Annotated in this window: 11 protein-coding genes; 5 read left to right on the top strand and 6 right to left on the bottom strand. The window is 70.7% G+C overall.

The genetic code is table 11. The features are described from left to right. Positions 1–4: 4 nt before the first annotated feature. The gene (locus AW273_RS01425; protein WP_062345359.1) at positions 5–4714 is read left to right on the top strand and encodes a DNA repair ATPase; all 4710 of its coding nucleotides are present in this window, start codon (positions 5–7) and stop codon (positions 4712–4714) included. 20 nt (positions 4715–4734) lie between these two features. Further along, a complete protein-coding gene (locus AW273_RS01420; RefSeq protein WP_062344391.1) occupies positions 4735–5694 on the top strand; it encodes an NAD(P)H-dependent flavin oxidoreductase in 960 nt (319 codons plus the stop codon). A gap of 193 nt (positions 5695–5887) precedes the next feature. Here the strand turns inward: AW273_RS01420 and AW273_RS01415 are convergent, their stop codons facing one another. The 4 genes from AW273_RS01415 to AW273_RS01400 form a co-directional block, all read right to left on the bottom strand. Continuing rightward, the gene (locus tag AW273_RS01415; protein ID WP_062344389.1) at positions 5888–6922 is read right to left on the bottom strand and encodes a DUF2293 domain-containing protein; all 1035 of its coding nucleotides are present in this window, start codon (positions 6920–6922) and stop codon (positions 5888–5890) included. After that, positions 6919–7803 (bottom strand): serine hydrolase, encoded by an 885-nt coding sequence (locus AW273_RS01410; RefSeq protein ID WP_062344387.1) that lies wholly within the window; start codon positions 7801–7803, stop codon positions 6919–6921. The genes AW273_RS01415 and AW273_RS01410 overlap by 4 nt, the downstream gene beginning before the upstream one ends. A gap of 5 nt (positions 7804–7808) precedes the next feature. Next, positions 7809–10976, bottom strand: coding sequence for a S41 family peptidase (locus AW273_RS01405; protein ID WP_062344385.1), 3168 nt, complete (start codon positions 10974–10976; stop codon positions 7809–7811). Positions 10977–11062: 86 nt separating this feature from the next. Next, positions 11063–11290 carry a hypothetical protein gene (locus tag AW273_RS01400; protein WP_062344382.1) on the bottom strand — a complete coding sequence of 76 codons (228 nt, stop codon included), beginning with the start codon at positions 11288–11290 and terminating at the stop codon, positions 11063–11065. A gap of 153 nt (positions 11291–11443) precedes the next feature. Here AW273_RS01400 and AW273_RS01395 point away from each other — a divergent pair, with 153 nt between their 5' ends. After that, complete coding sequence (locus tag AW273_RS01395; RefSeq protein WP_062344381.1) at positions 11444–13000, top strand: AMP-binding protein; 1557 nt, start codon at positions 11444–11446, stop codon at positions 12998–13000. On the opposite strand, the gene AW273_RS01390 is transcribed toward AW273_RS01395, so the two are convergent. Then, on the bottom strand, positions 12973–14337 hold the full coding sequence (locus AW273_RS01390; RefSeq protein WP_232327012.1) for an MFS transporter: 1365 nt from the start codon (positions 14335–14337) through the stop codon (positions 12973–12975). The two genes, AW273_RS01395 and AW273_RS01390, sit on opposite strands and share 28 nt — an antisense overlap. 222 nt (positions 14338–14559) lie before the next feature. On the opposite strand from AW273_RS01390, the gene AW273_RS38345 reads away from it, so the two are divergent. After that, positions 14560–15405 (top strand): helix-turn-helix domain-containing protein, encoded by an 846-nt coding sequence (locus AW273_RS38345; protein ID WP_062344376.1) that lies wholly within the window; start codon positions 14560–14562, stop codon positions 15403–15405. Then, a complete protein-coding gene (locus AW273_RS38340) occupies positions 15402–15614 on the top strand; it encodes a DUF397 domain-containing protein (protein ID WP_062335698.1) in 213 nt (70 codons plus the stop codon). The genes AW273_RS38345 and AW273_RS38340 overlap by 4 nt, the downstream gene beginning before the upstream one ends. 113 nt (positions 15615–15727) lie before the next feature. On the opposite strand, the gene AW273_RS01375 is transcribed toward AW273_RS38340, so the two are convergent. Then, positions 15728–19027: a PQQ-dependent sugar dehydrogenase gene (locus tag AW273_RS01375; RefSeq protein ID WP_062344374.1), complete on the bottom strand. Its 3300-nt coding sequence runs from the start codon at positions 19025–19027 to the stop codon at positions 15728–15730. Between the last annotated feature and the right edge of the window lie 106 nt (positions 19028–19133).

Raw genomic sequence — 19133 nt, 5'->3', positions numbered from 1 at the left:
GGGGATGACCGGGCTCGACGCCGGCACCTACGAGATCCTCCGCGCCCGGCTGGCCGAGCAGGCCAAGGAACTGGCCGGCCGGGCCGGGGAGCTCAACACCCGGCGCCTCGCGGTGTTCGGCGGCTCGGAGATGCGGCTGGTGGGAACCGAGCGCATCCGCACCGAGAACAACTGCGTGCCCCGGGACGTGGTCTCCGCCGGCGACACCATGATCTTCGGCTACAACGTGTTCATCGGCCTGCGCCCGCGGACCAGCGTCTCCGACGTCTTCTCCTTCCACCGCTTCTCCCGCGACGGCGACGCCTTCACCTTCTCGGGCTCGGAGAGCGTGCTCGGCGACCCGGCCTTCGAGAAGGACTTCGCCGAGCTCTACCGCTACTACAAGGACACCCGGCTGCTGCAACTGCGGAAGATCGAGGGCAAGCTCCTGGCGATCTTCCAGACCGGGCCGCAGGACGTCCGGGTGCTGCGCTGGACGATGGCGGCCGACGGCGCGTTGTCCTATCTCGACTCGCGGGGCGAGCGCGACCACGTCCTGCCGCCCTCCCACGACTTCGAGTGGGTCGAGACCACCCGCGACGACCACGTGCTCGGGCGGCACCCGCACATCTCCATCGGCGGCGAGTTGTTCGTCGAGACCGTCGGCGGCGACCTGACCATCAAGGTCGAGAACAACACCGAGTCGGGGGAGGGCGTCTACTCCGAACCGGTCACCGAGCGGCTCCAGAGCCTCGCCGACGCCGACGTGTTCCACGCGCGGGTCGGGCCGCTGATCCTGCTCAAGATCCGGCCCTACAAGGAGACCGACTGGCGTTACCTGGTCTTCAACACCCGTACCAGGAGCGTGACCAGGCTCGACGGGATCGGGCAGGCCTGCCGGCGGCTCCCCGAGGACCAGGGGGTCATCTTCCCCGGCGGCTACTACCTGACGACCGGCGTGGCCAAGACGTTCGAGACCGACGTGGCGGCGCTGGAGTTCGAGCGGGCCATCCAGGGCGAGGAGGACGTGCTCTACGTCTTCCACGCGCGGGAGGAGGGGCGATACCTCCTGCTTCCGTACAACGTGATCCGCAAGGAGGTCGCCAACCCGCTGCCGTGTCACGGCTACTCGTTGTTCGACGACGGCACGCTGGTGGTGTTCCGGGGGACCTCCGACGAGCCGTCGCGGGTGCACCCGATGCAGGTGTGGGACACCCCGTTCGCGGTCGAGTCGGCCACCCCGGTCGGCACCGGCCCGCTGGAGCGCATCGGCAACGGGGAGCTGGTCAGGGGCATCTCCGACTGCCTGTCGGTGGCCCGGATGGTCGGCGAGATGGCGCCCGCGCAGGCCGTCTTCGAGGCGCTGATCGCCGGCTGCGACCGCATCTCCGACGCCTACCACTGGCTCGGCGAACACGACCTCGCCGAGCCGCTGGCGGCCCTGCGGGCGACGGCGGAGCAGGTGCTCGACGAGTTCGAGAACGTGCAGCGCCTGACCGAGGACGCCGCCCGGGCGGTGGCCGAGGCCCGCGACCGCTTCACCGGGATCCGCTCGACCGGCGTCACCCGGCTGGCCGAACTGCGGCAGACCCAGGGCCACCTGGTGACACTGCGCGAACGCCGGTACGCCGACCTCCCGGCCCTCGACGCGCTCGCCTCGGCCGTGGCGCGGCAGGTGACCGAGACCGCCGCCCAGGTGGTCGCCGACCTGCAACGCGACGACGCGTTCGCCGGTTTCCACGCCACGGTCTCCGCGCTCGCGGAGGAGGCCGAGGCGATCACGACCGTGGCCCTCTCGGCGCCGCTGTCGGAGCGGCTGGCCGCCCAGTCCGACGGGCTGGAGGCGCTGATCGAGGTGGTCGGCACGCTGGAGGTCGAGGCGACCGCCCGTACCGTCATCCTGGAGAAGGTCGGCGCGGTCCTCGCCGAGATCAACCGCGTGCGCGCCACCCTCGACGCGCGGCGGCGCGAACTGCTCGACGCCGAGGGCCGGGCCGAGTTCGCCGCCGAGTTCGGCCTCCTCGGCCAGGCCGTGACGGCCGGGCTGACCGGCGCCGACACCCCCGAGAAGTGCGACGAGCGCCTCGGCCGGCTGCTGCTCCAGATCGAAGGCCTGGAGTCGCGCTTCGGCGAGTTCGACGACTTCCTCGCACAGCTCGAACGCAAACGCGAAGAGGTCTACGAGGCCTTCTCGGCCCGCAAGCAGACCCTCCTCGACGACCGGGCGCGGCGGGCCGACCGCCTCGCCGAGTCGGCCGACCGCATCCTCGGCACGGTGCGCCGCCGCTCCGCGACGCTGGCCTCGCTGGACGAGGTCAACGCCTACTTCGCCGCCGACCCGATGGTGGCGAAGCTCCGCGCGGTGGCGGCCGACCTGCGGGAACTCGGCGATCCGGTCCGCGCCGACGAACTCGACGGCCGGGTGCGCGCCGCCCGCCAGGAGGCCGGCCGCGCCCTCAAGGACCGCACCGACCTGTTCGACGGCGACACGGTCAAACTGGGCCGCCACCGGTTCGCCGTCAACACCCAGCCGCTCGACCTGACCCTGGTGCCCCACGAGGGATCGTTGTCGTTCGCCGTCACCGGCACCGACTACCGCGCCCCCGTGACCGGCTTCGACGACACCCGGCACTTCTGGGACCAACTGCTCGTGTCGGAGACGACGGAGGTCTACCGGGCCGAATATCTGGCGGCGTCGTTGTTCCCCGTCGAAGGGGATCCCGCGGAGGCCGTGCGACGGGCCGCGGAGTCACGCTACGACGAGGGCTACGAGCGCGGCGTGCACGACCACGACACCGTGCGCATCCTCGACGTCGTGACCCGCCTGCACGCCTCGGCCGGCCTGCTGCGCCACCTGCCGTCGGCACGCGCGACGGCGCAGTTCTTCTGGGCGCACGGCAACCCCTCGGCGACGTGGGAGATCAGGGCCCAGTCCCTCACTCGGGCCAGGGAACTGTTCGGCGGTGGCACCGAGGCGCTGAACACGCTGGCCGAGGAGCTCGCTTCGGCGATCGAGGCCCATGGTTGTCTCGACGGACCCGCCTCCCTCGCCGCCGACTACCTGATCGAGGAACTCGCCTCCCCGCCAGCGGGATTCGTCACCTCCACGGCGGCCCGGTCCTTCCTCGACGCCTTCCGCGAAGCCCTCGGACCCGAACGTTTCGCCGCGTTCACCGCCGAACTGTCGACACTGGACCTGCCCGCCCGCATCCAGCTCGCGCGGGCCTGGCTGGCCGCCTTCGGCAAGGGTGAGGTCTCGCCGGAAGTCGTCTCGCTCCTGCTGTGCGACCTGCCGCGCTACGAGTCGGCCGCCACGCTGGACGGCGTCGTCGAAGGGCTGCTCGGCGCGCACCCCCGCATCCGGGGGCGGTCGATGGAGATCCGGCTCGACGAGTTCCTCGCCCGGACCAGGATCTTCCGGGCGGAGCGGGTCCCGGCGTACCGGGACTACCAGCGCCGCCGCGCCGAACTGGTCGCCGCCGAGAAGAAACGCCTGCGCCTGGACGAATACCGCCCCAAGGTCATGGACTCCTTCGTCCGGAACGCCCTGATCGACCAGGTGTACCTGCCGCTGATCGGCGACAACCTGGCCAAGCAGCTCGACCACGGGATGGGCCTGCTGCTGCTGATCTCCCCGCCCGGATACGGCAAGACGACCCTGATGGAGTACGTCGCCAGCCGCCTGGGCCTGGTCTTCGTCAAGGTCAACGGTCCCGCCCTCGGGCACGAGGTGACCTCGGTCGACCCCGCCGACGCCCCCGACGCGACCTCCCGGTCGGAGGTGGAGAAGATCTCCTTCGCCCTGGAGATGGGCAGCAACGTGCTCCTCTACCTGGACGACATCCAGCACACCTCCCCTGAGCTCTTGCAGAAGTTCATCTCCCTGTGCGACGCGCAGCGGCGGATGGAAGGCGTGTGGAACGGCACGGCCCGGACGTATGACCTGCGGGGCAAACGCTTCGCGGTCTGCATGGCCGGCAACCCGTACACCGAGTCGGGCCAGGTGTTCCGGGTGCCCGACATGCTGGCCAACCGCGCCGACGTGTGGAACCTGGGCGAGGTGCTGAGCGGCAAGGACGACCTTTTCGCGTTGAGTTACATCGAGAACGCGCTGACGGCGAACTCGGTGCTGGCTCCGGTGTCCGACCACGGGGAGGTCGAGAAGCTGGTGCGGCTGGCGCGCGGCGAGGGCAGCGCCGACCAGCTCTCGCATCCCTACAGCACGGTCGAACTCGACCAGATCCTCAGCGTGTTGCGGAAGATGTTGCGGCTGCAGGAGGTGGTGCTGGCCAACAACCGGGCCTACATCGCCTCGGCCGCCCAATCCGACGCCAGCCGGACCGAGCCGCCGTTCCTGCTGCAGGGGTCGTACCGGAACATGAACAAGCTCGCCCAGCGGGTGGTGCCGGTGCTGACCGACGCCGAGCTGGAGGGCGTCATCGACGACCACTACCTGGGTGAGGCGCAGACCCTCACCTCCGGCGCGGAGGCGAACCTGCTCAAGCTGGCGGAACTGCGGGGGGTGCTGACGGACGAGCAGAAGGTCCGGTGGGAGGAGGTGAAGGCGGCCTACCGCCGGGCGAAGGCGATGGGCGGCGACGACGACGACCCGACGACCCGAACCGTCTCCGCCATCACCCACCTGGCCGACCGCCTCAGCGGCGCGATCACCTCCCTCAACGACGGAAGGCGCGGCGGAGAACCGATCGAGGAGCGCTACTCGGTACCCGAATGACGCCGGGTCATGATGATCACATGGCATTGACGACGAGTTTCACCAGGTTGGTCGGGGTGCGGCAGCCGATCGTGTCCGCGCCCATGGCCTTCTCGGCCGGTGGGGAGCTGGCGGCGGCCGTGTCGCGCGGTGGCGGGTTCGGGTTCGTGGGCGGCGGATTCGGGGTCCGCGACTGGCTCGAACGGGAGTTGCCGATCGTCGCCCACAGCACCCGGGAACCGTGGGGCGTCGGGTTCGTGTGCTGGGCGGCCGACGTGGCCGGGGTCGAATACGCCCTGGAGTTCGGCCCGGCGGCGGTGCTGTTGTCGTTCGGCGACCCGACCCCGTTCCTGCAGCCGATCAGGCGGGCGGGGGCACTGCTGATGATCCAGGTCACCGACCTGACCGAGGCGAAGCAGGCCTTGGACGCCGGGGCCGACGTCATCGTGGTCCAGGGCACCGAGAGCGGCGGCCACGGCGCGCGGAGGGGCCGCTCGACGTTGCCGTTCGTGCCCACCGTCGTCGACCTGGCGGGCGATACGCCGGTGCTGGCGGCCGGGGGGATCGCCGACGGGCGCGGGGTGGCCGCCGCGCTGGTGCTCGGGGCGGCCGGGGCCCTGCTGGGCACCCGCTTCCAGGCCACCGCCGAGGCGATCGTCGATCCCGCGATCACCGCGGCCATCGTCGAGAGTCAGGGTGGGCAGACCGAGCGCAGCAGCGTGCTCGACATCGTCAAGGGCGTCGACTGGCCGGAGAAGTACGACGGCCGGAGTCTCGCCCACCCGTACATCGACCGATGGCACGGCAGAGAGGCCGAGCTCACGGGGGAGACCAGGCAGGTCGCCAAGGACGACATGGCGAGCGGCGCCGTCCCGCCCGCCGTCTGGGCCGGGGAGGCCGTCGACCTCATCGGCGATCTCCCCTCGGCCGAGGACCTCGTCGCCACCCTGGCCGCCGAGGCCGAACAGGCGCTCGACCGGGTCAGGTCCGGAGCAGGCTGACGCACGAGCGCCCTCCCCCCAGGTCTGACGGGGTCAGGTCCGTCTGACCGGTCAGCTCCGGAGCAGACCAGGCTCGACCGGTCACGGCGGGAGCCTTGGCGGCTCGGTCAGGGGACGAGGCGGCTCGTGACCGGCAGGCGGACCGTCAGCGCCGACCGCGAGGCCCGGCGCCCGAACGCTCACCGAGCCGGGCTCAGCCCTCCCGCCACGACTCCAGGACCGCCTCGATCCGGTCCCTGATCTGGGCACGGGCCGTCATCCGGGGCACGCCCTTCATCAGCAGTTCGTCGTAGGCCGTGTCCTTGTGGCGGACCGACGCCACCACGGCCAGCGTGATCGCCGACTCGTCGAGGACCTTCGCCGCCGACGTGCGTCCGACACGGCCGCTGCCGCGCACCGCCGCGTGGGCGGCGATCTCGTCGGCGCGGGGGCAGCCCGGGAACAGGCGCCGGATCTCGGCCGCCATCCGGGCCTGGAACTCGACGTCCTGGCAGGCGCGGCGTTCGGCGTCGCGGTCGCGGCGGCGGGCGCGGAGTTCCTCGTCTTCCAGGCAGAGTTCCTCGGCGCGGGCGAGCGCGGCCTCCTCGACGAGGACGCCGCGTCGTTCGAAGCGTTTGCGGCGCGGGTTGTATTCGACGACGACGGCCGACAGGCCGCTCTCCTTCTTGGCGCGGCGGCTGAGGGCCGCGTTACCGGCCGGGAGCATCACCAGATGGTCCATGTCGGCGCAGGTCAGGCAGTGAGGCGAGGCGTCTTCCATGATGAGGTAGGGGCCGGTGTCGCGGCAGCCGGCGCAGCGCCACGGCTCCTGGGAGACCAGTACCCGCAGGTCGGGCGGGCGGTTCTGGGTCTCGGCCAGGCGGCGGCGGCGCGTCTCGGACATCGCGGGGCTGATCCACTGCCGGTGGAAGTTCCGCTCCTGCTCCTCGGAGCCGTCGCGGGTGAAGCGCAGCGCCGAGCGGTCGCGGCTGCCGGAGACGTAGGCGGTCTCTCCGGCGATCAGGCCCTTGTCGCCCGCCCATTCGGCCAGCAGCGCCGCCGCGTCGGTCATGCGGGCGGCGTCGACGGCGGCGAGTTCCTCCAGGGAGCCCGCCCGGCCCTGCCGCCAGCTTTCGACGTGGCGGTGGTGGACCCAGCGCAGGCCCGTCAGCACGTCGACGACCGTCACGTATTTGCGGGTCGCCAGCGCGATCTCGGCCGCCTCGGCGACCCGTCGTCCCAGTCTCATCGGGCGAGGGCCGCCCGGTGGACGTCCCGGGCCAGCCGGGTGATCTTCGTGACGGAGTCGGACCAGCGGGAGGTCTGGGTGGTCAGGACGACCTCGATGTAGCGGTCGCCCGCGCCGACGACGCCGGTGGTGTGCAGCACGGCGTTGCGGAAGTCGACCGGGGCCGGCGCCTGGTAGAAGGCCGTCGAGCCGTTGCCCGTGCAGCGGACCGGCGGGACCGAGCCGTAGCCCGACCAGCCCTGCTTCACCGCCCACGGCCGGGCGACGCCGCGTGGGATGCCGAAGTATTGGTCGAAGCCGTCGCTGCCGCAGGGCCCGGCCTGCCGCAGGTGGCCCATGATCGTGTTCCGGACCGCGGGCGAGGCCTCTTCGAGGATGTAGCGGTAGACCTTGGCGATGTCGAGCGCGCTGATCGCGGTGTAGCCCCAGAAGCCGGGCTTGCCGGCCGGGGGCGGCCCCGAGTCGGTCAGCCTCAGCTTCTTCGCGACCCGCTGGATGATCTTCCCCTGGCCGCCGAGCGACCAGAGCCTCGTCGCCGCGTTGTCGTCGCTGACCCGCAGCATCGGCTTGAGCAGGGCCAGGTCGGGCTTCCGCACCCGCTCCAGGTGGTCGATGGCGATCATCAGCTTCACGACGGAGGCGGACCGGAATCGTTTGTGGGGGTTCCTGCTGACCGTGATCTTCTTCTGGACGCGGTCGTACACGACATAGCCGGTCGTGACACCGGAGGGCACGCTGACCGGCTTCGGCGCGGTCTTCGCCGGGGCCGCCTTCTCGACGGCCGTCTTCACGACCGTCGTCTTCCCGACGGCCGCGTCGCCACCGGGCGCGGGAGAGCAGGCGGTCACCAAGAGCAGGGATACGAGTAGCAGGCGCGGCACCCGGCCTACGCTAGCCGACCCCGACCACGGCGATCGTCGCTTTCCCGCCAGGCGGCCACCCGGGGCGGCAGTGTGGGCACCACCCGGCGGGGGCGGTCGGCCGGGTTGGCGGTGTGGGCGGGGGTCCGGTCGAGGTGGTCGAGGGCGATCTCGACGGCCCGCTCCAACTGGGCGTCGACCCCCATCGCGTACTCCTGCGGGGTGATGTCGACCTCCACGTCGGGGTCGGCGCCGTAGTTCTCCACCCGCCAGCCGACGTCGTCGAAGGCGAAGGAGAACTCGGGCTGCGTGGTCAGCGTCCCGTCGGCCAGGCGGTGGCGGGGCCAGACCCCGACGACCCCGCCCCACGTGCGCCGCCCGACCAGCGTGCCCAGCCCGAGCAGTTTGAAGGTGTGGCAGAAGATGTCGCCGTCGGACCCGGCCCACTCGTTCGTGAGGCCCACGATGGGGCCGCGGGGCGACTCGTCGGGGTAGGGCGCCGGCACGCCCCAGCGCGGGAAGTCGTAGCCGAGCCGCCGCCGCGACAACTTCTCCAGCAGCAGCGCCGACACGTTCCCCCCGCCGTTGAAGCGCACGTCGACGATGAGGGCCTCGCGGTCGTACTCGGTCAGGAAGCCCCGGTGGAACTCGGCGAAGCCCTCCGGGCCCATGTCGGGGACGTGGACGTAGCCGACCCGGCCGGAGGTGTGCTCGTGGACGAGGCGGCGGTTGGCGTCGACCCAGTCGCGGTAGCGGGCCGGCTGCTCGTCGCACAGGGCCCGGACGACCACGAGGTGGTATTCGTCGTCGCGCTCGATGGTCAGCTCGACCTCCTCGTCGGCGAGGTTCACCAGCAGCCGCCCGGGTGAGGCGTCCGGGCCGACGGGCATCCCGTTGATGGCGGCCACGACGTCGCCGGGGGCCACGTCGACCCCGAGGCGGTTCAGCGGCGAGGTCGCGAGCGGGTCCCAGGGGTCGCCGGTGACGATGCGGCCGATGATGTAGCGGCCGTCCTCGTACAGCCAGTCGACGCCGAGTTTGCCCTGCCAGTAGTGGGGGCGGTCGCGGTATTCGCCGCCTGACTCGAAGGCGTGGGAGGTGCCGAGTTCGCCGAGCAGCTCCCACAGCAGGTCGGAGAACTCGCCCCGGGTGCCGACCCGGTCGACCAGCGGCAGGTAGCGGGCGTAGACGCCGTCCCAGTCGATGCCGGCCATGTCCTCGTCCCAGAAGTTCTCGCGCTGGAGCCGCCACGCCTCGCGGAACATCTGCCGCCACTCCGCCTCGGGCGCGACCGACACCTTCACGCGGTCGAGGTCGATCCAGCCGTCGTTGCGGTCGGTCTCGTCGTCCTCCGACGGCGACTCCCCGGCCTTGATGACGCGCAGCCGGTCGCCCGACCGGTAGAGCAGGGTCGAGTGGTCGCGGCCGAGGCTGAAGTCGGCCAGGTCGGAGACGAGCTCCTCGGCCTTCTGCTTGGCGTACTCGTAGCAGTGCAGGGTGGACCCGTGGTCGCCGACCACCGGGGTCGTCGTGTAGATGACCTTGCCCTTGAGCCCGGCGATCCGCTGGTAGCGGTTCTCGTCGACGGGGAAGGCCACGATCCGGCGGGTCAGCCCCTCGGTGTGGATCTCGAAGTCGGGCTCCTCGGAGTCCTCGTGGTCGAGCGGCCGGGGCTCCGGCACGAAGGGCGACCCGATGCCCTCGCGCAGCGCGACGGCGTAGGGGCGGGTGCCCATCGGGAAACCCAGGTCGAACTGGAGCTCGTCGTAGACCGGGTTGAACACCCGCTGCCCGATGAAGTACAGGTAGCGGCCCTCGGGGTCGAAGGCGGGCCGCCGGTCGACCAGCACGGGGTCGGTCGCGGGGGCGATCTCGCCGGTCTCGGCGTTGAACAGCTTGATGATCGTGGTCTGCCGGGCCACCGGGCACGCGTAGGCCAGCCAGGTCCCGTCGGGCGACCACGCCGGGTCCTCGATCGCGCCGAACGGGCTGGCCTCCACCTCGGTCACCGTCGCCCCGTCGTCGTGCAGTTCGACGACCAGGAGCTCGTTGCGGTGGTTGGTGACGGCGATCCGGTCGCCCCCGGGGGAGACCTCCAGTTCGGTGATCCGCCCGGTGTCGGCGTCGTCGAGCCGGACCGGACCGTCGTGGGACAACACGACCAGCACCTCGCGGTCGCCGTCGTCGCTGGCCGCCGCGACCAGCCGTTCGCCGTCGTCGTCGAGCCAGGTCAGGAACCGGTAGCGGACGCCGTCGGGCTCGCCGTGCTGGAGCACGGGCCCCTCCCAGCAGGCGAACGAGAAGGCCTTGCCCCGGGTCGTGACGGCCAGCCGGGAGCCGTCGGGGCTGAGGGTCGCGCTGTCGAGGAAGCCCGCCGCCGGCACGAACCGGCGGTTGCGCTGGGTCAGCGAACTGCCGAGCCGCACGTCGACGCGGCGCGGCTCGTCGGCGCCGGGGTCGAGCAGGAACAGTTCGGCGCCGCAGTGGTAGACCAGCCGCCGCCCGTCGGAGGACAGGTTGCGGGCGTAGTAGTCGTTGTGGTCGGTGTGCCGGCGCAGGTCGCCGCCGTCGGGGGAGCACGAGTAGACGTTGCCGACGCCCTCGTGGTCGGACAGGAAGAAGACGCGGTCGCCGACCCAGCAGGGCGAGGCGAGGTTGCCCGGCAGGGCGATCAGGCGGCGGAACCGCCGCGCGCCGATCCACAGGTCGCCGACCGTGCCGCCCCGGTAGCGCTTCCAGCGGGCCGGGTCGGAGGTGTTGCGGCCGAGCACGATGCCGCCGGGGCCGTAGGTGATGGCGGAGGCGGGGCCGTACGGCAGCGGCTCCGGCACGCCTCCCGGGACGACCCGGTGCAGCCAGCGGTAGCCGTGGAAGGGCTGGCCCTCGTCGCTGGTGTAGACGATCGCGCCGTGCGGATCCCAGCCGGTGACCTGGCAGTCGGCGCCGTGAAAGGTGAGGCGTTCGGCGGCGCCGCCGTCGGCGGGCATGACGTACACCTCCTCGGGCCCCTCCTCGCGGCCGACGAAGGCGATCTGGGTGCCGTCGGGGGACAGGCGCGGGTAGGCGGCCTCGGCGACCCCGGCGGTCAGCCGGAAGGCCCGGCCGCCGTCGGCGTGGACCATCCAGAGGTCGTCTTCGGCGGCGAACACCACCACGTCGCGGAAGATGGTGGGAAAGCGCAGATAGCCGGCCATCCGTCCCTCCCTGAGAAAGCAGAACAGGCTCGGGGAACGGGTCGCCCCCTTCCCCGAGCCTTCACCTCAGACCCCCACTATGCGGGTCAGTGGTGCTGACCACCCTGGCGCTGCTGATGCTGCTGCTGCGTGGAGTGCCCCGGCTGCTGGCGCTCCCCGCTGCCCATGCGGTTGCCCATCGAACCGCCCCCCATGCCCTCACGCTCGGGACGGCCGTCGCCGCCCTCACGCTTCTCCTGCTTGGCCGCACGCTGGTCCTTGATGGTGGCGCGCTTGGCCTTGCCCGAGACCTTGGGCTGGCGCTTCTGAGGCATTTCAGCCATATTTTCCCCCGAAAGTGGCTCTGATGACGCTATGTGTGTCATCGGTGACATTCATACCCATATGGGCGAAAGTAATCACACATGCGGTTTGTGTGAGAATGGTCGCCGACGATTGTTCTGGACTATTGTTCTGGAGGGCGTCCGGTGACCCAGTTCGACCTGGCCACGCTGCATGAGGCGATCGCGGCGGCGGTTCCCGACCGGGAGTGCCTGGTGTGGCGCGACCGGCGCTGTTCGTGGCGGGAGACGACCGAGCGCACCCGGCGGCTCGGCAACCTGCTGCACGCGCGAGGGCTCGGCCCCGGCGCGCGGATGGCCGTCTACCTGCACAACGGCCCCGAATACCTGGAGGCCCTGCTCGGCGCCCACAAGGCCCGGGTGACCCCGTTCAACGTCAACTACCGCTACACGGCCGACGAACTGGCCTACCTGTTCGCCGACGCCGGACCGGCCGTCGTCGTCTTCCACGCCGCCTTCGCGCCGCTCGTCGCGAAGGTGGCGCCGCCGTCGGCCCTCCTGCTCCAGGTCGCGGACGACTCGGGCCACCCCCTGGCGCCCGGAGCCCTCCCCTACGAGGAGGCGCTGGCCGCCGCGTCGCCCGAACCGGTGCCGGCGACCCCGTCGCCCGACGACCACCACGTCATCTACACCGGCGGCACGACCGGCATGCCCAAAGGCGTCGTCTGGCGGATCGGCGACCTGCTCGACGGCCCGGTGGGCGTGCGCCGCAGAGACGGCTCGCCGTTCCCGTCGCTGGCCGCCCTGGTCGAGCACGCCGCCGCCAGCCGCCGCCGCATCCTCCCCGCCGCGCCCCTCATGCACGGCACCGGCGTCTGGTTCACCCTCAACGGCTGGTGCCTGGGCTCGACCGTCGTCATCGCCGACCGCGTCGACCGCTTCGACGGCCCGAGCCTGCTGGCCACCCTCGAACGCGAGCGCGTCACCGGCACGGTCATCGTCGGCGACGCCTTCGCCCGACCCCTGGTGGAAGAGCTCCAGAGCCGGGTGTACGACCTGAGGCTCGGCATGATCGGCACGAGCGGGGCCTTCCTGGGAGAGGCCCTGCGCGCCCGCCTGGCCGAGCTGATCCCGGGCGTGCGGACCGTCGACACCCTCGGCTCCTCCGAGACCGGCAACTCGGCCGTGCGCATGGACGGCGGCAGCTTCGAGGCCGGCCCGTGGACGGTCGTGCTGAGCGCCGACCAGACCCGCGTCCTGTCCCCCGGCGACCCGGAGGAGGGCTGGCTGGCCCGCTCGGGCCCGATCCCGCTCGGCTACCTGGGCGACCCCGAGAAGACCGCCCGCACCTTCCGCACGGTGGACGGGGTCAGATACGCCATCCCCGGCGACCGGGCGGTCTGGCGGGCGGACGGCACCGTCGACCTGCGCGGCCGGGAGGCCACCGTCATCAACACGGCGGGGGAGAAGGTCTTCGCGGAGGAGGTGGAGGGCGTCCTGCGCGAGGTCGAGGGCGTGGTCGACGCCCTGGTGGTCGGGCGGCCCAGCGAGAGGTGGGGGCAGGAGGTCGTGGCCGTCGTACAGACGCGGGAACCCGGGGAACCGGACGACGCCGCGCTCAAGAACGCGTGCGCCGCCCGGCTCGCCGGGTTCAAGGTGCCGAAGGAGTTCATCAGAGCCGCCCAGGTGAGACGGCACGCCAACGGCAAGGCCGACTACGCCTGGGCGCGGTCGACGGTCTGAGCGCTGAGCGGCTCGGCGATGTCCTCCAGGGACCGCCGGGCCGCCTCGACGCCCAGGAACCACTGCACCAGACCGGCGGCGACCATCAGCCCCGCCCCGATCAGGTAGCCCACCGTCACCTGCCCGACCTGCTGGCTCTCCACCAGCCGGCCGAACAGCACCGGCCCGATGATGCCGCCGAGGCCGGTGCCGACCGCGTAGAACAGCGCGATCGCCAGCGCCCTCGTCTCCATCGGGAAGATCTCCGACACCGTCAGGTAGGCCGACGAGGCCCCCGCCGAGGCGAAGAAGAAGACCACCATCCAGCAGACGGTCAGCGTCGTCGCGTCGAGGACCCCGGCGTCGAACAGCAGGGCCGTGCCGACGAGCAACAGGCCCGACAACACGTAGGTGCCCGCGATCAACGGCCGACGGCCGATGGAGTCGAAGAAGTGGCCCAGCAGCAGCGGCCCCAGGAAGTTCCCGATCGCGATCGGGATCAGATACCAGGGGGTCGAGCCGTCGGGCACCCCGAAGAAGGTGGCCAGCACCAGGGCGTAGGTGAAGAAGATCGAGTTGTAGAGGAACGCCTGGCCGACGAACAGCGACAACCCGACGACGGTACGCCGCGGATAACGCCGCACCAGCGTCATCGCGACCTCCGACAGCGGGGTGTGGTCCCGCTGGTTGACCGTGATCCGCCGGTCGGCCTTCGGCAGCTCCCGGTGCACCGACCGCTCGATGCCGGCGACGATCCTCTCGGCCTCCTCGTCCTTGCCGTGGATGAACAACCAGCGCGGGCTCTCCGGCACCAGCCTGCGGATCAGCAGGATGCCGATGCCCAGGATCGCGCCCAGCCCGAACAGCACACGCCACCCGACGTCCTCGGGCAGCAGCTCCGGGTTGAGCAGCGGGATGGCCACCAGCGCGCCGAAGACCGTGCCCAGCCAGTAGGAACCGTTGATGATCAGGTCGATCCGGCCCCGGAGCCGGGCCGGGATCAGCTCGTCGATGGCCGAGTTGATGGCGGCGTACTCACCCCCGATTCCGGCGCCGGTGAAGAACCGGCACAGGAAGAAGTACCAGGGCTCGAACGAGAACGCCGTCGCCACCGTGGCGGCCAGGTAGAGGGCCAGCGTCGCCAGGAACAACTTCTTCCGCCCGAACCGGTCGGTCAGGTGGCCGAAGAAGAGCGCGCCGAGGCACGCGCCGAGCACGTAGACGCCCGCCGCGAGGCCCACTTCTGAGTCGGTCAGGTTCAGCCCGCCGGTGTCGCTCGTCAGCCGGGGCCCGATCACTCCGACGATGGTGACCTCGAGACCGTCGAGCACCCACACGGTGCCCAGCCCGAGCAGCACGAGCCAGTGGAAACGCGACCATGGCAGTCGGTCTAACCGCGCGGGAATGTCAGTCGTGATCTGCTTCATGCAAGGCCAGCTACCCCAAGAAGGACGTGGGATTCTCCGGCGGTGCAGAAATGTCCACCATCACTAATCCGCATTACCTGGAGTCCCTAACGCGGCGTGGCAGACTTCGTGACACCGGCATTACCAGGAAATCGGCTGGGGGTAATTCGTAAAATGGGAACTGGGCGACTGCCGACGATCCGGTTACGCCGCCTCGCCGGTGAGCTGACCCGCCTGCGCACCGAATCCGGCTACAGCCGCGAAGAGGTCGCGAGCCACCTCGGTGTCGCGTTCTCCACCGTCTACCGCATCGAGACCGGGCTCACCCGCCCCCGCGCCAGAACCCTTCGTGACCTGCTCGAACTGTACGATGCCGACCCCGCCCACCGGGCCGCCCTGGTCGCCCTCGCCCGTGACGCGGGGGACCGAGGCTGGTGGCACGCCTACGGTGACGTCCTCCCCGGGCCCTATGTGGGGCTCGAATGGGAGGCCGTGTCGGTGCGCAACTACGAATCGGTGGTCATCCCCGGACTCCTCCAGACCGCCGACTACGCGCGGGCCGTCATCAGCGCCGCTCTGGAGGAGACCCCGAAGGCCACCGGCCGCCGGGTCGCCCTGCGGCTTCAGCGGCAGCGCAAACTCGACCAGCCAGACTTCGCGATGTGGGTGGTGCTCGACGAGGGAGTCGTCTGGCGCCGCGTCGGCGGCCCGCAGGTGATGGCCCAGCAACTCCGCCACCTGCACGAACTGGCCAACCGCCCCAACATCACGATCCAGGTGCTCTCTCTGCGTGGTGGCGCCTATCTCGGCATGGGCAGTCCGTTCAGCATCCTCAGCTTCGCCGGGCCCGCCGACGGGGAGGTCGTGCTGCTCGAGAACCCGGGCGGCGAACTCTACCTGGAGGCTCCCGACCAGCTCAGGCGCTGCGCCCACATCTTCGACCACTTACGGGCCGCGGCACTCAGCCCGGAACGGTCGTTGGAAGTACTCGAATCCGCAGAGAAGGAGATGACCTCGTGAAGTTCACCGACCTCGACGTCTCGGCCGCGACATGGCGCAAGGCCGAGAAGTCCAACAGTCAGGGGGACCAGTGCGTGGAGGTGGCCCTGATGGGCCACGCCATCGCGCTGCGCGACTCCAAGAATCCGACCGGGCCCATCCTCGCGTTCACCCCGGGCGAATGGGACGCGTTCGTCCACGGGGTGAAGGGCGGCGAATTCGACCTGTAAATAGTGCCGCACAGGTGGTGGAAAGGCGCTTGTCCGCCTTTCCGCCGCCTGCCGGAATGGAAAAAGGTGGGGGGCCACGGGGGCCTCCCCACCTTCTTCCTGCGAGTTACCGGCTAGATCTCGGAGAGAAGCTGGTTGGCGTCCCTTTCGAGCGCCGCGCGGACTTCCGCGTCCTTGACGTAGTCACGCTGGGACAGCGTGCGGATGAAGCCGTTCAGCTCCGACCTGGCCGCGTTCGGCTTGTTCAGGCTGAGGCTGTGCTGCGCGTCGCGCAGGTGGTTCAGCAGCGCCGTGGCGCCGTTGGCGGTGATCTTGCCGGCGTCGCGGAGCCTGGGGATCAGCGTCTCCAGGTCCTCGTACGACGTCGTCACCGTGAACGTGACCTGGGCGGTCGCGGTGCGGCCGGCCTTGTCCTTCACCGTGCCGACGAGCGTGTGCTCGCCGAGCGACAACTTCCACAACTCGAACGGCTGGCCCGGGGTGATCGGGGCGCCGTCGATCGTGGCGGTCGTGGTGTCGACCCCCGAGTGGGCGTCGGTGCCGGTCACCACGGGGGTGACGACGTCGCCGGTGCCGTACTCGGTGGCGGTGACCCCGGTGACCGCGGCCGTCGGGTTGGTCTTGTCGATCCGCACCGTGAGCGTGCCGACCGGGGAGACGTTGCCGCCCGAGTCGGTGGCCCGGTAGAGGAACGTGGTCACGCCCTCGGCGGTGATGTTGACCGGGTTGTTGGCGTTGGCCCAGGTCTGGCCGCCGTTGGTGGAGTACTGGCGGCTGGAGACGGTGCCGTTGTCGGTCGCCGCGACGGTGACGCTGACGTTGCCGTCGTTCCACCCGTTGGCGTTCGGCGCCGGGTTCGGCGTCGCGGTCACGGTCGGGGCGGTGGTGTCGGCGACGCCGCCGCCGACGTAGGTGAACGAGTCCACCTCGACGCCGCCGGTGGAGGTGACGTAGAGCTGGCCGGTGCCCGTCGGGGCGTTGGCCAGCGACTGGGTGACCTCCTGCCAGCCGGCTCCGGCCGGGATGGTGACGCTGGCGAACGGCGTGGCCGTGGCCGAGTTCCAGCGCAGCGCCAGGGTGCCGGCGCCGGAGGCGCGGACCTTCACGCTGTCGATGCCGGCGAAGTTGATCGGGTCCCACGCGATGGAGTCGCCCGGGTCAAGCGAGGTGATCTTGCCGAGGCCCGAGGCGTTCGGGTCGTCGGTGTCGACCGCGCCGTTGATGATGTCGGCGTGCTCGGCCTGCTGGAGCTTGGGGTTGAGGATGACGCTGGCCTCGCCCAGCGCGGGCGGGAGGCCGTTGGCGCCGTTGTCCCGGTAGGAGATCACGATGACGCCGTAGATGTTCTCGGTCTCACCGTGCTCGGGGGCGTTGGCCGGGGTAGGCCAGGCGCCGGTGCAGCCCGTGCCCAGGGTCTCCGGGTGGGCGTGGAAGTCGTGGCCGAGACCGAAGTTCCACTGCATCCGGGAGCAGACCGCGTTCGGGCCGTCCTCGGCGTCGGTGGCCGACAGGTTGAACGGGATGGCCTGGCCCCAGTCGAAGAAGCCACCGTTCGGCGGGTTGTTGACCGACACCTCGGGGGCGGTGTTGCCGACCGAGATCTCGATCGACGTCAGCGCCGAGCGGCCGCCGGCGTCGGTGACCTTCAGCCGGGCGAAGTACAGACCCGTCTGGGTGTAGGTGTGGCTGACCTGGGCGCCGGTCTTGTCGAAGGTGCCGTCGCCGTCGACGTCCCACTCGTAGGCGAGGGCGTCGCCCTCGGGGTCACGGGAGCCCGTGCCGTCGAAGTTCACGGTCAGCGGCGGCTGGCTGGCCGACGCCTTGTCGACCTTGATCTTGGCCTGCGGGGTCTTGTTGTCCGGCGAGTAGTCGATCCGGTAGAGACCGGCGTCGGGGTTCGCGCGGAAGAAGCCGTCGCCGTAGTCGAGGACGTAGAGCGCGCCGTCGGGGCCGAACTCGATGTCGATCGGGCTGTCGGTGATCGGCATGGCCGCCTGGTTGAGCGCCCGGTTCGGGAAGAAGTGCTCGATCTTCGTCACGGGGCCGTCGGGGCCGGCGACGGTGAAGGCCGCCAGGTAGTCCTGCGAGAACTCGGCGAAGAACGCCTTGCCGTCCCAGTACTCGGGGAACTTGTAGGTCGACGGGTTCGAGGCGTCGTAGTGGTAGATCGGGCCGCCCATGGGGCCCTGGCCACCGGCGGGCTCGAAGTCCGTCAGACCGGCCCACTCGGCGGGCTGGTGGGTGTTGTTGTCGCCGTAGTAGAGGTCGGCCGGGACGGCCGGCGGCAACTGGGCCAGACCCGTGTTGTGCCGCGAGCCGCTGATCGGGCCGGCGGCGCAGTCGAAGAACTCACGCGGGGTGTTGGTCGCGAAGTTCCAGTTGTTGTAGTTGAAGTTGTTGCCGGTGCAGTACGGCCAGCCCGCGTTGATCGGCTTGTTCGTCGGCGTGGTGTTCCACTCGACGTAGCCCATCGGGCCGCGGTCGGGGTTGGGCGCGCCGGCGTCGGGGCCGTAGTCGGCCCACGAGAGGGTGCCGGTCGACGGGTCGACGTCGAGGCGGAACGGGTTCCGCACGCCGGTCACGAAGATCTCCGGACGGGTCTTCTCCGTGCCGGGCGGGAACAGGTTCCCCGGCGGGATCGTGTACGAACCGTCGGCCGCGACCTTGATGCGCAGGATCTTGCCCCGCAGGTCGTTGCTGTTGCCGGCGCCGCGACGGGTGTCCATGCCCGGGTTCACGCCGGGGGCGTCGTTGTTCGGCGCGTAGCCGTTGGCGCCGGGGGCGGAGGCGGGGGTGTTGTCGCCCGTGCCGAGGTAGAGGTTGCCGTCGGCGTCCCAGTCGACGTCGCCGGCGACGTGGCAGCACTGGCCGCGCTGGGTCTCGACCTTGATGATGACCTGCTCGGTCGTCAGGTCGAGCTTCTCGCCGTCCCACTTGAACCGGGAGAGCTGGTTGTAGCCCTTCCACTGGTCCCAGTAGGCGTCGGTCTGCCCCGCCGGCAGCGTGTTGGGCGCCGAGCCGGTCGGGGTGGTCTCGACGTAGGGCGGGGTCATCGTGCGGGGGGCGTAGTAGAGGTACACCCACTTGTTGGTCGCGAAGTCGGGGTCGATCTCGACGGTCTGGAGACCGTCCTCGGAGTTGTTGTACACCGGGATCGTGTTGATGATCTTGGTGACGCCGGTCGACGGGTCGGTCAGCCGGATGTCGCCGTTACGCGCGGTGTGCAGCACGCGGAGGTCGGGGAGCACGGCCATGTCGACGGGCTCGCCGACGTTCTTGGTGAGGGTGATCTTCTCGTAGTTCGACCAGGTGACGGCCGGGTCGTCGGCGGCCTGCGCCGGGACGCCGAGCATGCCTAACGGAAGCGCCAGGGTGGTCACGAGGACCCCCAGCGCCCTTCGGGTACGCTGCATGGAAGGTACTTCTCCTTGGACGAGGAGTATCGGTGACCGGACCGCCGTGCCCGCCGGGGCAACGGCGGATCCGCGCGGCGGTCCGGTGAGAAACTGGCCTGTGGCG

The organism is Herbidospora yilanensis (assembly GCF_001570565.1).
In the GTDB taxonomy this organism is placed as follows: domain Bacteria; phylum Actinomycetota; class Actinomycetes; order Streptosporangiales; family Streptosporangiaceae; genus Herbidospora; species Herbidospora yilanensis.
This window is presented reverse-complemented; position numbering and strand designations above follow the sequence as displayed.

Bases quoted from the DNA above. Each gene is read 5' to 3' on its own strand.
- AW273_RS01400 (WP_062344382.1), bottom strand. From the start codon at position 11,290: ATGCCTCAGAAGCGCCAGCCCAAGGTCTCGGGCAAGGCCAAGCGCGCC.
- AW273_RS01425 (WP_062345359.1), top strand. From the start codon at position 5: ATGACCGGGCTCGACGCCGGCACCTACGAGATCCTCCGCGCCCGGCTG.
- AW273_RS01375 (WP_062344374.1), bottom strand. From the start codon at position 19,027: ATGCAGCGTACCCGAAGGGCGCTGGGGGTCCTCGTGACCACCCTGGCG.
- AW273_RS38345 (WP_062344376.1), top strand. From the start codon at position 14,560: ATGGGAACTGGGCGACTGCCGACGATCCGGTTACGCCGCCTCGCCGGT.
- AW273_RS01405 (WP_062344385.1), bottom strand. From the start codon at position 10,976: ATGGCCGGCTATCTGCGCTTTCCCACCATCTTCCGCGACGTGGTGGTG.
- AW273_RS01415 (WP_062344389.1), bottom strand. From the start codon at position 6,922: ATGAGACTGGGACGACGGGTCGCCGAGGCGGCCGAGATCGCGCTGGCG.
- AW273_RS01420 (WP_062344391.1), top strand. From the start codon at position 4,735: ATGGCATTGACGACGAGTTTCACCAGGTTGGTCGGGGTGCGGCAGCCG.